The 15,532-nt window shown below is 66.2% G+C and carries 14 protein-coding genes and 1 tRNA gene; 8 read left to right on the forward strand and 7 right to left on the reverse strand.

All coding sequences use genetic code 11. The features are described 5' to 3' along the window. Nucleotides 1–69 precede the first annotated feature (69 nt). Nucleotides 70–1,284: a 5-aminolevulinate synthase gene (gene hemA, locus WMC41_RS19720; RefSeq protein ID WP_432345862.1), complete on the forward strand. Its 1,215-nt coding sequence runs from the start codon at nucleotides 70–72 to the stop codon at nucleotides 1,282–1,284. A gap of 20 nt (nucleotides 1,285–1,304) precedes the next feature. Here hemA and dxr read toward each other — a convergent pair whose 3' ends face one another. Further along, nucleotides 1,305–2,480, reverse strand: a complete 1,176-nt coding sequence (gene dxr / locus WMC41_RS19725) for a 1-deoxy-D-xylulose-5-phosphate reductoisomerase (RefSeq protein ID WP_288081135.1) — start codon at nucleotides 2,478–2,480, stop codon at nucleotides 1,305–1,307. 190 nt (nucleotides 2,481–2,670) lie between these two features. Here dxr and WMC41_RS19730 point away from each other — a divergent pair, with 190 nt between their 5' ends. Then, complete coding sequence (locus tag WMC41_RS19730; protein ID WP_244769217.1) at nucleotides 2,671–3,387, forward strand: META domain-containing protein; 717 nt, start codon at nucleotides 2,671–2,673, stop codon at nucleotides 3,385–3,387. Nucleotides 3,388–3,417: 30 nt separating this feature from the next. Beyond that, nucleotides 3,418–3,798, forward strand: a complete 381-nt coding sequence (locus WMC41_RS19735; protein WP_272807029.1) for a CAP-Gly domain protein — start codon at nucleotides 3,418–3,420, stop codon at nucleotides 3,796–3,798. Between the two features lie 319 nt (nucleotides 3,799–4,117). Here the strand turns inward: WMC41_RS19735 and WMC41_RS19740 are convergent. Further along, a tRNA-Arg gene (locus tag WMC41_RS19740) sits at nucleotides 4,118–4,194 on the reverse strand. 46 nt (nucleotides 4,195–4,240) lie between these two features. Beyond that, complete coding sequence (locus tag WMC41_RS19745; RefSeq protein ID WP_432345865.1) at nucleotides 4,241–5,401, reverse strand: M20 aminoacylase family protein; 1,161 nt, start codon at nucleotides 5,399–5,401, stop codon at nucleotides 4,241–4,243. A 167-nt stretch (nucleotides 5,402–5,568) separates the two neighbouring features. Here WMC41_RS19745 and WMC41_RS19750 point away from each other — a divergent pair, with 167 nt between their 5' ends. Next, nucleotides 5,569–6,648: a D-alanyl-D-alanine carboxypeptidase family protein gene (locus tag WMC41_RS19750; protein ID WP_432345867.1), complete on the forward strand. Its 1,080-nt coding sequence runs from the start codon at nucleotides 5,569–5,571 to the stop codon at nucleotides 6,646–6,648. Nucleotides 6,649–6,687: 39 nt separating this feature from the next. Further along, on the forward strand, nucleotides 6,688–7,866 hold the full coding sequence (locus WMC41_RS19755) for a CobW family GTP-binding protein (protein ID WP_432345869.1): 1,179 nt from the start codon (nucleotides 6,688–6,690) through the stop codon (nucleotides 7,864–7,866). A gap of 19 nt (nucleotides 7,867–7,885) precedes the next feature. On the opposite strand, the gene WMC41_RS19760 is transcribed toward WMC41_RS19755, so the two are convergent. The 4 genes from WMC41_RS19760 to WMC41_RS19775 all read right to left on the reverse strand — a co-directional run bounded on the left by WMC41_RS19760 (nucleotide 7,886) and on the right by WMC41_RS19775 (nucleotide 10,988). After that, nucleotides 7,886–8,269, reverse strand: a complete 384-nt coding sequence (locus tag WMC41_RS19760; RefSeq protein ID WP_432345871.1) for a hypothetical protein — start codon at nucleotides 8,267–8,269, stop codon at nucleotides 7,886–7,888. A gap of 129 nt (nucleotides 8,270–8,398) precedes the next feature. Further along, nucleotides 8,399–8,569, reverse strand: coding sequence for a hypothetical protein (locus WMC41_RS19765; protein ID WP_244769211.1), 171 nt, complete (start codon nucleotides 8,567–8,569; stop codon nucleotides 8,399–8,401). Nucleotides 8,570–8,687: 118 nt separating this feature from the next. Further along, complete coding sequence (locus tag WMC41_RS19770) at nucleotides 8,688–9,971, reverse strand: NAD(P)/FAD-dependent oxidoreductase (protein ID WP_432345873.1); 1,284 nt, start codon at nucleotides 9,969–9,971, stop codon at nucleotides 8,688–8,690. Between the two features lie 120 nt (nucleotides 9,972–10,091). Next, nucleotides 10,092–10,988: a LysR family transcriptional regulator gene (locus tag WMC41_RS19775; protein WP_244769209.1), complete on the reverse strand. Its 897-nt coding sequence runs from the start codon at nucleotides 10,986–10,988 to the stop codon at nucleotides 10,092–10,094. 170 nt (nucleotides 10,989–11,158) lie between these two features. Here WMC41_RS19775 and hglS point away from each other — a divergent pair, with 170 nt between their 5' ends. From hglS to amaB, 3 genes are read left to right on the forward strand one after another with little or no spacing between them, the layout of a single operon-like run. After that, nucleotides 11,159–12,556: a 2-oxoadipate dioxygenase/decarboxylase HglS gene (gene hglS, locus WMC41_RS19780; protein WP_432345875.1), complete on the forward strand. Its 1,398-nt coding sequence runs from the start codon at nucleotides 11,159–11,161 to the stop codon at nucleotides 12,554–12,556. Between the two features lie 11 nt (nucleotides 12,557–12,567). Then, entirely contained in the window at nucleotides 12,568–13,986 is a 1,419-nt protein-coding gene (locus WMC41_RS19785) for an FAD-binding oxidoreductase (RefSeq protein ID WP_432345877.1), read from the forward strand. Nucleotides 13,987–14,007: 21 nt separating this feature from the next. After that, nucleotides 14,008–15,531, forward strand: coding sequence for an L-piperidine-6-carboxylate dehydrogenase (gene amaB / locus WMC41_RS19790; protein ID WP_432345879.1), 1,524 nt, complete (start codon nucleotides 14,008–14,010; stop codon nucleotides 15,529–15,531). Nucleotide 15,532: the final 1 nt, after the last annotated feature.

A 15,532-nucleotide genomic window follows, 5' to 3' on the forward strand; every position in this document is an offset into this window, starting at 1 on the left:
CTGATATAGCCGATTGAACGACCGCCAACGACGATGATGTCCGGGTTTCCGCCGGACAGGAGACTCTGGATGGACTTCGAGACCTACTTCAAGAACGAGCTGGACGGCCTGCATCAGGAAGGCCGCTACCGCGTTTTCGCCGACCTGGAGCGCCAGAAGGGCAATTTCCCGAGGGCGACCCGCCACACGGCGAACGGCCCGCAGGACGTCACGGTCTGGTGCTCGAACGACTATCTCGGCATGGGCCAGCATCCCAAGGTGACCGAGGCGATGAAGCTCGCCATCGACCAGTGTGGCGCCGGTGCCGGCGGCACCCGCAACATCTCCGGCACCAACCATTACCATGTCCTTCTGGAGCGCGAGCTCGCCGACCTGCACGGCAAGGAATCGGCCCTGCTCTTCACCTCGGGCTACGTGTCCAACTGGGCCGCGCTCGGCACGCTCTGTTCCAGGATCCCCGGCATCATCTGTTTCTCCGATGCCGGCAACCACGCCTCGATGATCGAGGGCATCCGCCATTCGAAATGCGAGCGGGTGATCTGGAAGCACAACGACCTGAAGGATCTTGAAGCCAAGCTTTCCGCCGCCGATCCGAAGGCGCCGAAGCTGATCGCCTTCGAATCGGTCTATTCCATGGACGGCGACATCGCCCCCATCAAGGAGATCTGCAACCTTGCCGACAAATACGGCGCGATGACCTATCTCGACGAAGTGCATGCCGTCGGCATGTATGGCCCGCGCGGCGGCGGCATTGCCGAACGCGAAGGCCTGATGCACCGCCTCACCCTCATCGAGGGCACGCTCGGCAAGGCCTTCGGCGTGATGGGCGGCTACATTGCCGGCTCCGCGGCGCTCTGCGACTTCGTGCGCTCCTTCGCCTCCGGCTTCATCTTCACAACGTCGCTGCCGCCGGCGATCGCTGCCGGCGCGGCCGCGGCCATCCGCCATCTCAAGGAAAGCCAGGTCGAACGCTTCGCCCACCAGGAGCGCGTGCGCAAGCTGCGCGGCCTGCTCGACCGCAGCGGAATTCCGCACATGCCCAATCCGAGCCATATCGTGCCGGTCATGGTGGGCGATGCGGCCAAGTGCAAGTGGATCTCGGACCTGTTGCTCGACAATTTCGGCATCTACGTCCAGCCGATCAACTATCCGACCGTGCCGAAGAAGACCGAGCGCCTGCGCATCACGCCGACGCCGCTGCATTCGGATGCGGATATCGAGCATCTCGTCGGCGCCCTGCATTCGCTCTGGTCGCGCTGTGCGCTCGCCCGCGCCGTCGCCTGACGGCGCGGCGTAAGCCGGTACTATCCGATGAGCCCGGCGGCCACCCGCCGGGCTTCTTCGTCCGCGGCAAATACGTCGTCCATCGCGGCGGCCGGCGGCAGGTGGGCGAGCCTGTCCATCACCGCCTCGGCAATATCGGCCATTGCGAGGAAGCCGATGCGCCCGCCGACAAAGGCGTGGAACGCCACCTCCTCGGCCGCATTCATCACCGCGCCCTGCAGGCCGCCGCGCGTGAGCGCCGTGCGGGCCAGGCGCAGCGCCGGGAAGCGCTCCTCGTCCGGCGCCTCGAAATCGAGCCGCGACAGTTTTGCGAAATCCAGCCGGTCGACATTGAGCGGCGAACGCCCGGGATAGGTCAGCGCATAGCCGATCGCCGTGCGCATGTCCGGCGCGCCGAGCTGCGCCAGCACCGAGCCGTCGACATAACCGACCATCGAATGGATGATCGACTGCGGATGCACCACCACCTCGATCTGGTCCGGCCGAACGTCGAAGAGGTGCTTCGCCTCGATCATCTCCAGCGCCTTGTTGAACATGGAGGCGCTGCCGATCGAGATCTTGAGGCCCATCGACCAGTTGGGATGAGCCCGGGCGATATCGGCGGTGACATCGGCCATCTGCGCGCGGCTCCAGGTGCGGAACGGCCCGCCGGAAGCCGTCAGCACGATGCGCTCGACCGCATGGCGCTGGTCGTCCTCCAGCGCCTGGAAGATCGCGCTGTGCTCGCTGTCGACCGGGATGAGCCGCCCGCCGCCCGCGGCGACGGCCCGGACGAAGAGGTCGCCGGCCGAGACGAGGCATTCCTTGTTGGCGAGCGCGATGTCCGCGCCCTTCCTCGCTGCGGCCAGCGTCGGCGCAAGGCCGGCCGTGCCGACGATCGCCGCCATCACCCAGTCCGCCTCTCCGGAGGCCGCTTCCAGCAGCGCCGCGCGTCCGGCAGCCGCTTCGATGCCGCTGCCGGCAAGGGCCTCCTTCAGGGCGCCGTAGCGGCTCTCGTCCGCCGTCACCGCCATCCTCGCTCCGCAGTCCTTCGCCTGCGCGGCGAGGAGATCGACATTGCCGTTGCCGGTCAGCGCCAGGACCTCGTAGCGATCCTGCCCGCCGAGCTGGCGCACCACGTCGAGCGTGCTGGTGCCGATGGAACCTGTCGAGCCGAGAATGGTGATGCGGCGCTTTTGCCGCGCGTCGGGAGCCATGGTGAAGTCCGCGATTTTCTTGTTATCGACAAAAGGCTCTACAGGCGAAAGACGCCTGCAACAAGTCATGGAAATGCTGTAAAGCGAAGGCTGCGCCCGTCTTCGCAAACCCGCGGCTTGACCTTTTCGCCCGGACGGCCATAACGTCCCGGCAAAGCGGTCTTCCGCCCTGACGCGATTGGAGAAATCTGTGCACCGACGCCTGAGAGTATGGACCCTCGCCTGCCTCGCCTTCATGGCGGCAGTTCCGGCCTATGCCGACGAGCCGGTCCCGGGCGGTCTCGGCGGCACCTGGCTTGCCGAGGATATCGGCGGCAACGGCGTCATCGACGACCTGCAGACGACGCTGGAGATCAAGCCGGACGGTTCCTATGGCGGCAATGGCGGCTGCAACACCTATCGCGGCAAATTGAAGGTGCAGAACGGCAACATCGCCTTCGCCCCCGCCGCCGCCACGCGCAAGATGTGCGCGCCGGCCATCATGGACCAGGAGCAGAAGTTCTTCGACGCGCTCGGCACCGTGACCTCGTGGAAGCTCGAAAACGGCATCCTGCACCTGACGGGCAAGGAGGGCGCCCCCGCGATCCGCCTCGCCGGCCTCAAGAACAACACCGACATCGTCATCCGCTTGCCAGGCCCCGAACAGAGCGTGGCGCGCGAGACGATCAACTACCAGTGCGATGCCGAGCAGCGCGTCGTCGTCGAATACATCAATGCCGGCACCAATTCGCTCGCCGTCCTGAGGATCGCCGAGGAGACGGTCATCGCCGCCAACGTGCTCTCGGCCTCCGGCGCCAAATATGCCGGCGGCCAGTATGAATGGTGGACGAAGGGCGACGAGGCGACGCTCTACGACCTGACCAGGGGCGAGAACGCGCCGGGCGTCAACTGCCGAAAGACCGGCTGAGCCGGCCGGTCATTGGAGGAGGGACATCGCATGCCCACATTCCGCGTCGGACAGAAGGTCGTCTGCATCAACGACCGCTTCAAGAACGTCTCGATCGACCAGGGCATCCGCAAGGGGCAGGTCTACACGGTCCGCTGGACCGGCCACTACCGCCACTATGTCGACGGCGATTTCTACGGCATCAAGCTGATGGAGCTCTACCGCGGCAAGGACGACGGCCCGGAAGGCTACGGCGCCGACGACATGCCCTTCCGCGCCACCCGCTTCCGCCCGCTCGTGTCCGACCGCATCCGCAGCATGCTCGGCATCAAGGCCCCGCAGCCGAAGGTCGTCACCAAACCCTCCGCCATCCCCTCCATCCGCCCGAAACCCCGCGTCGTCACGCCGGAGCGCGAGACGGAAGACGTCTGACGCGGCTCCTCGCGGGAACAGCGACCTGAAGCGATTCGCGCCAACGGCTTCGGCGCGCGAGGCGAACAGGAACACGAAGGTGAAGGGCCGGATGCGCCACATCATTCTCATCGCCGCCATCGCCCTGCTCGGCGCCTGCACGGCCGGCCGGCCGCCCGCAAACTGCGTCGTCACGCCTATGGACCTCGTCGAGTGCCATGAGAAGTGAAGGCCCTGCGGAAGCGAAGCGGGCGTCATTCCTGAATGACGAAACAAACCGTCGGAGATCCGCACCGTCCTGAACGGCGCCGCGCGGCACCACGCAAACCTCGAAAATGAGTGGTGATCCCGCCGCGATTCGAACGCGGGACCCCCAGATTAGGAATCTGGTGCTCTATCCTGCTGAGCTACGGGACCACTGATTGCACCCATACAAAAGCCGGGGCTTTTAGCCAAGTGGTTTTCAGGCGGGAAGGCGGCTTTCGGCGAGCTTGACCCAATAGCTCACCCCATGGGGGATGGCGTCGTCGTTGAAATCGTAGGCCGGGTGGTGCAGGCCGGCGCTGTCGCCGTTGCCGAGGAAGACGAAGGCGCCCGGCCGGGCGAGCAGCATGTAGGAGAAGTCCTCGCCGCCCATCATCGGGTCGAGCGCCGGATCGACGGCGGCCTCGCCGGCGATCTCGCGCGCGACGGCGACGGCGTGGCCGGTCTCCTCGGGATGGTTGGCCGTGACGGGGTAGTTGCGGTGGTAGCCGACCGTGATCTCGGCGCCGTGGGCCGCCGCAAGGCCGTCGCAGACCTGGCGGATGCGGGTTTCCGCCTCCTGGCGCATCTCGGCGCTGAGCGTGCGCACGGTGCCGGCAAGCTGCGCCGTCTCCGGGATGACGTTGTGGGCGAAGCCGGCGTTGAACTTGGTGACGGAGACGACGAGGGACGCGATCGGGTCGGCGACGCGCGAGACGATGGTCTGGAGCGCGGAAACCACCTGCGCGCCGATGACGATCGGATCGACCGTCTTGTGCGGCAGCGCGGCATGGCCGCCGCGGCCTCTCACCGTGATGCTGAACTCGTCGGTCGCCGCCATGATCGGGCCGGGGCGCGTGCCGAAGGAGCCGACCGGCATGCCGGGCAGGTTGTGCATGCCGTAGACCTCGGCAATGCCGAAGCGCTCCATCATGCCGTCCTTGACCATCTCGTTGCCGCCGCCGCCGCCCTCTTCGGCCGGCTGGAAGATGACCGCGACATTGCCGGAGAAATTGCGCGTCTCGGCAAGGTATTTCGCCGCGCCGAGCAGCATGGCCGTGTGGCCGTCATGGCCGCAGGCATGCATCTTGCCCCTGGCGGTCGAGGCCCAGGGCTTGCCACTCGTCTCCTCGATCGGCAGCGCGTCCATGTCGGCGCGAAGGCCGATCGTGCGCCCCTCGCCCCTGCCGCGGATGAGGCCGACGACGCCGGTGCGGCCGATGCCGGTCACGATTTCGTCGACACCGAATTCACGCAGCTTCCCGGCCACGAAGGCGGCGGTCTTCTCCACGGCGAAGAGGATTTCCGGCTCCCGGTGGATCTGCCTGCGCCATTCAGCGATTTCGTCCTGCATCTCTGCGGCGCGGTTGAGGATGGGCATGCAACACTTCCTGTCATTTCGGCCGCAAAACCGGCCATCTGCTTTCGATGGCTTTGCCATCACGGTGCCATATAGGTTAAATAGGGCGACGGTTCGAGACAACTCCCGATTTCGAGGACACAGCCTTGCAGACGAACGGACGAACGACGCGCCGGAGCACACGGTTTTTGGGCTCCAGCCTGCTGCTCGCAGCCTCCCTTCTGGCAACCGCGGCAACCGCCGCCCCGCGTATCCTGGTGGACGTCAACACGCTGAAGGTCATAGAGCACGAGGATGCCTTCCAGCGCTGGTATCCGGCCTCGCTGACCAAGCTGATGACCGCCTATACCGTGTTCCGCGCCATCAAGGCCGGCGAGCTGACGCTGGAAAGCCCGGTCGTCATGAGCAAGCACGCCGCCGCCGAACCGCCGAGCAAGATGTACTTCAAGCCCGGCCAGAAGATGACGCTCGACAGCGCGCTGAAGATCATCCTCGTTAAGTCGGCCAACGACGTCTCCGTCGCCATCGCCGAAGCGGTCTCCGGCTCCGAGCAGGCCTTCGTCGACCGCATGAACGCGGAGGCCGCCCGCATCGGCATGAGCTCCTCGCGCTTCATCAACCCCAACGGCCTGCCCGGCAAGGGACAGTACACGACGGCGCGCGACCTGGCCGTGCTCGCCGTGACGCTGAAGCGCGAATTCCCGCAATATGCCTCCTATTTCGCGCTGGAAGGTTTCACCACCGGCAAGAAGCAATATCCGAACTTCAACATGCTGATCGGCCGCTTCGACGGCGCGGACGGCATGAAGACCGGCTTCATCTGCGCCTCCGGCTTCAACCAGGTGTCCTCTGCCACCCGCAACGGCCGCAGCGTCGTCTCCGTCGTGCTCGGCTCCGACAGCCTCGGCGCGCGCGCGGATATTTCCGCCGGCATGCTGGAAAAGGGCCTGACGAAGCAGGCGGGCAATGTGCCGACACTCGGCCAGTTGCGCCCCTATGGCGAGACGCGCGACATCGTCGCCGACGTTTCGCAGGAGATCTGCTCGAAGCACGCCGCCAAGGTGCGCAGCGAAAGCCGCGACGAAGCCGGGCGCCAGAAGCTCGTCTCGCCCTATATCCATGAGCTGAACCGGCCGTTGAGGCTGGTCTTCGCCGGCCTCATGGGCGGCGACACGGCCAAGCCCGCCGGCAACGAGCAGGTCGCCGTCGGCGATACCGGCGGCCTTGCCAACGTGCCGATCCCGATCCCGCGTCCCACGACCTTCTGATTGGCCCCGTTTGATTGGCCCTGTTTGATTGGAAAGACCATGACCCTTGCTGAGCGGCGCGTGCCGGTTTCCGTGCTGACCGGATTTCTGGGCGCGGGCAAGACGACCCTGCTCAATCGCCTGCTGAAGGACCCGGCGCTCACCGACACGGCCGTCATCATCAACGAATTCGGCGAGGTCGGCATCGATCACCTGCTCGTCGAACAGTCGAGCGACGGCGTCATCGAGCTTTCCGACGGGTGCCTGTGCTGCACGATCCGCGGCGAGCTGGTCGACACGCTCGCCGACCTGATGGACCGCATGCAGACGGGCAGGATCCAGCCGCTGAAGCGCGTGGTGATCGAGACGACCGGCCTTGCCGATCCCGCGCCGGTGCTGCAATCCGTCATGGGCAATCCGGTGCTCAGCCAGTCCTTCAGCCTCGACGGCGTGATCACCGTGGTCGATGCCGTCCATGGCCTATCGACGCTCGCCAACCATCCCGAAGCGGTCAAGCAGGTCGCCGTCGCCGATCGCGTGCTGATCAGCAAGATCTCGCTTGCCGATGCCGCGGCGGTGGAAGCGGTGAAGCGGGAGATCGCCGCGCTCAATCCGCGGGCGAGCGTCTCGGACGTCGATACGCCCGGCCTCGTCGGCCCGGCCCTCCTCGCCAACGGCCTCTACGATCCCGGCAGCAAGATCCCCGACGTCCGCCGCTGGCTGCACGAAGAGGCACACGACCACCATGACCATAGGCACGATCACGTGCATCACCACGATCATGACCACCACCATCACGGCCATGACCACGAACATCATCACCCTCATGCCCACCAGCACGCCCATGACGTGACCCGCCATGACGCGACGATCCGCTCCTTCAGCATCGTGCACGACCGGCCGGTCGATCCGATGGCGCTGGAGATGTTCATCGACCTCCTGCGCTCCGCGCACGGGGAAAAGCTCCTGCGCATGAAGGGCATTGTGCTGATGTCCAACAATCCGGAGCGGCCGCTGGTGCTGCAGGGCGTGCAGAGCGTCTTCCATCCGCCGGAGCGCCTTTCCGCCTGGCCCGACCCGGCCGACCGCCGCACGCGGCTGGTGCTGATCACCAGGGACCTGCCGGAAGCCTTCGTGCGCGATCTCTTCGATGCCTTCACCGGCACGCCGAAGATCGACCGGCCGGACCGTGCCGCGCTGTCCGACAATCCCCTCGCCATTCCGGGCCTGCGCCTCTGATACCGGGCGGGGCAGGCGCTTACGGCACCCGTTGGAAGCGCCTTGCCATGCGCACCGTCGGCGCAGTGGCGCTGCGCAGGCATTCCGCACCGCGGCCGTCGTCGATCGTCAGCATCCTGCCTTCGATGCGATAGGGGCAGGATTTGTAGACGGAGCCGTCGTGCTCGAGCATGTCGACGCTGCCCTTCCTCTCCAGCTGCCAGCTGACCCGAAGGATGGTACGCGTCGGCGCGGCCGCATACACGAAATCGAACTCGCCGTTCTCCCGGAACTCGATCGTCAGGCCCCAGCCATCCTCCGGCGCCCACAGGCCGATCAGCGCCGCGCGGTCCTCCGGCGTCGCGGATGACGAACAGCCGATGAGCGACAGGGCAAGAAGGAGCGCGATGAAGGCGGGTTTCATGGAGAAGATCCCTGAAGATGGCCTCTTGCGCATGACGCTGAACGACGGGCGTTTATTCAACGCCAGAAACGGCAGAGACCCGGATGCAGGGGACATCCGGGCCTTCGGGGAGGTCAGTGGGAAAAGCGCTTACTTGCAGACCTTGATCTTCTTGATGACGACATTGCCGTAGTAGTCGTAGGCCTTGACCTTCTTGATGAAGCAGTGCGGCTTGTAGCCGTAGTAGCCGGCCTGCGAGGGGGCGGCGAAGGAGACGGCGGCAACGAGGGCGATGGTGGCGGAAACGATGATCTTGCGCATGGGTCTCTCCTGATCTCTTTGAAGGATGAGCCTCTCTCATCCGGTGATCAGAAGGTCTCACATTCCCCTGTCCGCCGCTGTTCCGCAGGAAACAGGCAGGTTTGCGCCTCCCCGATGCTCAGAAACGCGCGCCGGCGAAATGGGCGACCTGCGCGCCGAGCTCATAGTAGCCCTCGCGCATCGAGCGGAAGGATTGCGCCTCGGGCGTGCTCACCGGCAAAGGCAGGTCCATCTCGGCGATTTCGCCGGAAATGAGTGCGGCCAGCGTGCGGCCGAAGACCGTGCCCGGCGCGATGCCACGGCCATTGTAGCCGGAAAAGCCGATGACGTTCTCGGCAAGGCGGTGAAAGCGCGGCAGGTTGTCCGTCGTCATGCCGATCTTGCCGTACCATTCCGCCTCGAAGGCGACGTCGCCGATCGCGGGAAAGAGCTTTTTCAGCGCGCGGCGCGCCCAGGCTTTGTGGATGCCGGTGCCCGTGCCGCGCAGCGCGCCGACGCTGCCGAACACCAGCCGGCCGCGCTTGTCGAAGCGGAAGGAGGAGAGCACGTCCTTCGTGTCCCAGGCCCCCTGTCGCTCCGGCAGGATCTTCGCCTGCATCTCGGGCGAAAGCGGCACGGTGGCGAAGTTGAAATAGGGCAGGTGCACCAGCTCGGCGCGCACCTCGTTCCAGGGTGCCACCGTATAGGCATTGGTGGCGACGACCACCCAGTCCGCCGTGACGGAGCCGCGCGCGGTCTGCACCGTCCAGCGTTTTCCCGTCCGCTCCGCGCCCGTCACCGGGCTTGCCGTGAAGACGGCAGCACCGGCCGCAATCGCCGCGCGGGCAAGGCCGCGCGCATAGGCGAGCGGCTGGATCGTGCCGGCACGCAGGTCGAGAAGCGAGCCCGCATAGGCCTCCGTGCCCACCTTCGCCGCCGTCTCGGCCGCGCCCAGCAGGCGCACCGGCGCGCCGCGGCGGGCCCATTGCTCGGCGCGCTGCTTCAGTTCGTCGAGACCGGATTGGCCGACGGCGCAATGCAGCGTGCCGGCCGGGTTGATCTCGCAGTCGATCGCATGCTTCTCGACGAGGTCGAACACGGCACGTGGCGCATTGCCGAGAAGCTCCAGCAGCCGGCTGCCGTACAGGTCGCCGAGCACGCCGGGCAGTTCGTCGGGCATCACCCACATGCCGGCATTGACGAGGCCGACATTGCGGCCCGAGCCGCCATAGCCGATCTCCGCCCCTTCGAGCAGGACGACCCGCGTGCCGCGCTCGGCCAGATGCAGCGCCGTCGAAAAGCCGGTATACCCGCCGCCGACGATGACGACATCCGCCTCCGCCCTGCCGGAAAAGGCGACGGTTTCGGGGGCGGGCGGAGCGGTCATCTCCCAAAGGCCATGGGAGCGCGGATCGTTGAGCATGGCGTCAATCTTTTCCGAGGAAGAGGGTTTCTCGCCGCACAATCGGCCATGCGGCAGGACGACTAAAGCAAAAAATGAGAACGGGGTCATGCCCCCGCCGCATGATCGGCCGCCGAAATGCTATGCCGGGACCTGCTTGGAAATCCAGCTGCGAAATGCCTGGCTCAGCGGGTTTTCGAGCTTTCCTTCCGGCACGACGAGATAATAGCTGTTCTCCGTCTCCATCGGCCGGTCGAAGACGACGGCAAGCCGGCCGCTCGCCAGCTCCTGCTCGATCAGGTAATGCGGCAGCAGCGCGAAGCCGAGCCCCGCGACGGCCGTCTCGATGACCATGGAGAACTGGTCGAAGCGATGGCCGCGATAGGCCGTATCCGCCGAGCCGCCGTTCAGCTCGAACCATTGCGCCCAGAGCTTCGGGCGCGTCGCAAGATGCAGGAGCGGCGCCCGTTCCAGGTCCTTCGGTTCGGCAAGGTTCCAGGATTTCACCAGCTCCGGGCTTGCCGCGGGCAGGATGACCTCACTGCACAGATAGGTGCAGGCAGCCCGCGCCCAGACCGGCTGGCCGTAGTGGATCGCGAGGTCGAAATTCTCCTCGTCGAAATCGAACGGCGCCGAGCGCGAGGCGATGTTGATGATCGTGCCGGGATTTTCCGCGAGAAAGCCGGGAATGCGCGGCGTCAGCCAGCGGCTGCCGAAGGTCGGCAGCGTCGCGATGGAAAGGCTGTGCTCGGAGGAGGCCGACGCCATGGCGCGCAGCATGGTCTCCTCCGTCTGGTGCAGCAGCTTGCGCACTTCCGGCAGGAAACGGCGGCCATCGTCGGAGAGCACCACGCGCTGGCGCACGCGCTCGAACAAGAGCACGCCGAGCTGTTCCTCGAGGTCCTTGATCTGGCGGCTGACGGCGCTCTGGGTGAGGTTCAGCTCATGGGCCGCCTGCGTGAAGCTGCCGTGGCGCGCGGCGCATTCGAACGCCTGCAGCGTGGTGACGTCGGGGATCAGCCTACGACTGAGCTTCATTCTTTCCTCGCATCAACATAGTCAGAACGGTCGCAATCGCGGGAAGAAACGATCCGGTATGATCCGTTTTGAGAATGATCAGGGCCTCCACCCCTTCTAAAGCAATTCCCGGAAAAGTGTGAAGCGGTTTTCCATCCGGAATTGCGCAACACCAGGATGAGACCGCTCCCATGAACGCAAATTCGCACGTTTCCGCTGATAAGATCCGCGCGGATTTCTCCGCCGCGATGTCCGCCATGTACCGCAACGAGGTTCCGGCCTATGGCACGCTGATGTCGCTGGTGGCCGAGGTGAACGCGGAAACGCTCGCCGCCGATCCCATTCTCAAGGGGCGCCTGGAGGCAACCGACACGCTGGAGCGCATCTCCGAGGAACGCCACGGCGCCATCCGCCTCGGCACGCCGGGCGAGCTTTCCATGATGCGCCGCGTCTTCGCCGTCATGGGCATGTTCCCGGTCGGTTACTATGACCTCTCCACCGCCGGCGTTCCCGTGCACTCCACCGCCTTCCGCCCGGTCGGCGCCGAAAGCCTCAGCCGCAACCCCTTCCGCGTCTTCACCTCGCTGCTGCGCCTCGATCTCATCGCCGACGAAAAGCTGCGTGAAGAAGCGGCCGACGTGCTCGCCGCACGAAAGATCTTCACCGACGAGGCCGTCAGGCTCGTCGAGAAGGCCGAGCGTGACGGCGGCCTCGATGAAGCCGATGCCGCCCGTTTCGTCAGCGAAGTGCTGGAAGCCTTCCGCTGGCACGACCAGGCCATCGTCAGCGCCGACATGTACAGGCGCCTGCACGACGCGCATCGCCTGATCGCCGACGTCGTCTCCTTCAAGGGTCCGCACATCAACCACCTGACGCCGCGCACGCTCGACATCGACAAGGTACAGGCCCGCATGCCGGAAGAGGGCATCGCCCCGAAGGCCGTCGTCGAGGGTCCGCCGACCCGCACCTGCCCGATCCTCCTGCGCCAGACCTCGTTCAAGGCGCTGGAGGAGGCCGTCTCCTTCATCGGCGCCGACGGCGCCTGGCAGCAAGGCTCCCACACGGCCCGCTTCGGCGAGATCGAGCAGCGCGGCGTGGCGCTGACGCCGAAGGGCCGTGCGCTCTACGACCGGCTGCTCACCGAGACGCGCGCCCGCGTGCGCCCGGCCGCCGATGGCTCCAACGCCGCCGAATACGAGGCCGCGCTTGCCGACGTCTTCAAGGCCTTTCCGGATGACTGGGACGGCATCCGCAAGGCGGGCCTCGGCTATTTCACCTATTGCCTGACGGAGAAGGGCAAGTCCGTCACCGGCCGCAACGCCGATCTCGAAACGGCGATCGAAGCCGGCCTCATCCGCTTCGACCCGATCGTCTACGAGGATTTCCTGCCGGTCAGCGCCGCGGGCATCTTCCAGTCGAATCTCGGCGACGACGCGACCCAGGACTTCGTCGCCAGCCCGAACCAGGTGATGTTCGAGCGCGATCTCGGCAGTGCCGTCCTCGACGAATTCGCCCACTATGCCGCCATCCAGCGCGCATCGCTTGAAATGTGCCTCGGCATCGTCAACATGGCTGCCGCTGCGGAGTGACGGAAGAGCGCATGATCGAGGCACGCCATATCGAAGCGCTGAAGGGCCTTGCCGGCGAGAAGGGTCTTCTCACCGAAGAAGCCGACATGGCCGCCTACGAGACCGGCGCACGCTACGACAGGGGCCGCGCCGCCTTCGTCGCCCGCCCGGCCACGACGGCAGAGGCCTCCGCCATCGTCTCCTATTGCGTGCGGAACGCCATCGCGCTCGTGCCGCAGTCCGGCAATACCGGCCTCGTTTCCGGCTCGACGCCCGACGGGAGCGGCCGTCAGGGCGTGCTCAGCCTCAACCGCCTGACCGCCCCCTTCGACCTCGACCGGGTGAACCGCTCGGTCAGGGCCGGGGCGGGCCTGCGCCTTTCCGACCTCAACGGCCGGCTGGAAGAGAGCGGCCTGTTCTTCCCCATCGACCTCGGCGCAGACCCGCGCCTCGGCGGCATGATCGCGACGAACACCGGCGGCTCGCGGTTCCTGCGCTACGGCGACGTGCGCCGCAATGTTCTCGGCCTCACCGTGGTGCTCGCCGACGAGGCCGGCACCGTGCTCGACCTTTCCTCGGACCTGCGCAAGAACAATACCGGTGTCGACTGGAAGCAGATCTTCATCGGCACGTCGGGTGCCTTCGGCGTCGTCACCGAATGCGTGCTGAACCTCGAACCCGCCCCGAAACAGTCCGCCACCGCCCTGCTCGTGCCCGCCTCGGCAGACCAGGTCGCGACGCTGCTCGTCGCCATGGAAGACACGCTCGGCAGCTATCTCTCGGCCTTCGAGGGCATGTCCGGCAACGCGGTCGCCGCCGCGCTCGACCATGTGCCGTCGCTGCGCAATCCCTTCCAGGGCGGCGTGGTGCCCGGCTTCGTCATCCTCGCGGAAATCTCCCGCGCCACCCCGCCGCGCGCGGGCGAGCAGCCGCTCGACGCGGTGCTGGAAGAGGTGCTGGCCGCGATCTGGGAGCGCGAGGACGCACCGCTCGCCGACGCCTTCGTCGGCCCGCCGCACGAGATCTGGGCGCTGCGCCATGCGCTCTCGGAGGGCGTGAAGCATCGCGGGCGATTGATCGCCTTCGATCTGTCCTTCCGCCGGGGTGACATCATGCCCTTCCTCGCCCATATGAAGGCGGAAATGCCGGACCATTTCGAGGACGTCACGATCTGCGACTTCGGCCATATCGGCGATGGCGGCGTGCACTTCAACCTGGTCGTCGCGAAGGACGACCCACGGCTTGCCGATCCCGATTTCGAGGCGGACCTGCGCGAATGGGTCTTCACCGTCGCGGTCGAGCAATTCGGCGGCAGCTTCAGCGCGGAACACGCCATTGGCCGCAAGAACCAGGCCTTCTACGACAGATACACCCCGGAAAAGCTCCGCGCGCTTGCGGCCGGGCTGAAAACCATCACCTCGCCGGGCCCGCTCGGCACCATCACATTCTAAAAACAGACAGGGAGACACCCCATGACGAAAGTCGACGTGAAACAGGAAACCGAAACCCTTCTCGACAAGCTCGGCGTCGCACGCGGCGCCTGGCAGGGCGGCGACATGGCCTCCTACAGCCCGGTCACCGGCGAGGAGATCGGCAAGCTGAAGACCGTTTCGGCCACTGATACCGACAAGGCGATAGACGCCGCCCACGAAGCCTTCAAGGCCTGGCGCCTGGTACCCGCGCCGAAGCGCGGCGAACTCGTTCGCCTTCTCGGCGAGGAACTGCGCGCCGCCAAGGCCGATCTCGGCCGCCTCGTCTCCATCGAGGCCGGCAAGATCACCTCCGAGGGTCTTGGCGAAGTGCAGGAAATGATCGACATCTGCGATTTCGCCGTCGGCCTCTCCCGCCAGCTCTACGGCCTGACGATCGCCACCGAGCGCCCCGGCCACCGCATGATGGAGACCTGGCACCCGCTCGGCGTCGTCGGCATCATCTCGGCCTTCAACTTCCCGGTCGCGGTCTGGTCGTGGAACGCCGCGCTCGCCATCGTCGCCGGCAATTCCATCGTCTGGAAACCCTCCGAAAAGACCCCGCTGACCGCCCTTGCATCGCAGGCGATCTTCGAGCGCGCCCTTTCTCGCTTCGGCGACGCCCCGGCGAACCTGTCGCAGGTCCTCATCGGCGACCGCGCCATCGGCGAAGCCCTTGTCGACAACCGCAAGGTCGCGCTCGTCTCGGCCACCGGCTCCACCCGCATGGGCAAGGAAGTCGGCCCGCGTCTTGCCAAGCGCTTCGCCCGCTCGATCCTCGAGCTCGGCGGCAACAATGCTGGCATCGTCTGCCCTTCGGCCGACCTCGACATGGCGCTGCGCGCGATTGCCTTCGGCGCCATGGGCACCGCCGGCCAGCGCTGCACGACGCTGCGCCGCCTCTTCGTGCATGACAGCGTCTACGACCAGCTCGTGCCGCGCCTGAAGAAGGCCTATACCAGCGTTTCCGTCGGCAACCCGCTGGAAACCTCGGCACTCGTCGGCCCGCTCGTCGACAAGCAGGCCTTCGACGGCATGCAGAAGGCGTTGGCAGCCGCCAAGGCCGAAGGCGGCACCGTCACCGGCGGCGAACGCGTTGCCGAAGCCGGCAAGGAAACGGCCTATTACGTCAAGCCCGCCATCGTCGAAATGCCGAAGCAGGCCGGCCCGGTTCTCGAAGAAACCTTTGCGCCGATCCTCTATGTCATGAAGTATTCCGACTTCGACAAGGCGCTGGAAGACCACAATGCCGTCGCCGCTGGCCTCTCCTCGTCGATCTTCACGCTGAACATGCAGGAAGCCGAGCGCTTCCTCGCCGCCGACGGCTCGGATTGCGGCATCGCCAATGTCAACATCGGCACCTCGGGCGCGGAAATCGGCGGTGCCTTCGGCGGCGAGAAGGAAACCGGCGGCGGCCGCGAGAGCGGCTCCGACGCATGGAAGGCCTATATGCGCCGCGCCACCAACACGGTGAACTATTCGAAGGCCCTGCCGCTCGCCCAGGGCGTCTCCTTCGACATCGAGTAGG

It is taken from the genome of Shinella yambaruensis, from assembly GCF_050859155.1.
Taxonomy (GTDB): Bacteria; Pseudomonadota; Alphaproteobacteria; order Rhizobiales; family Rhizobiaceae; genus Shinella; species Shinella yambaruensis.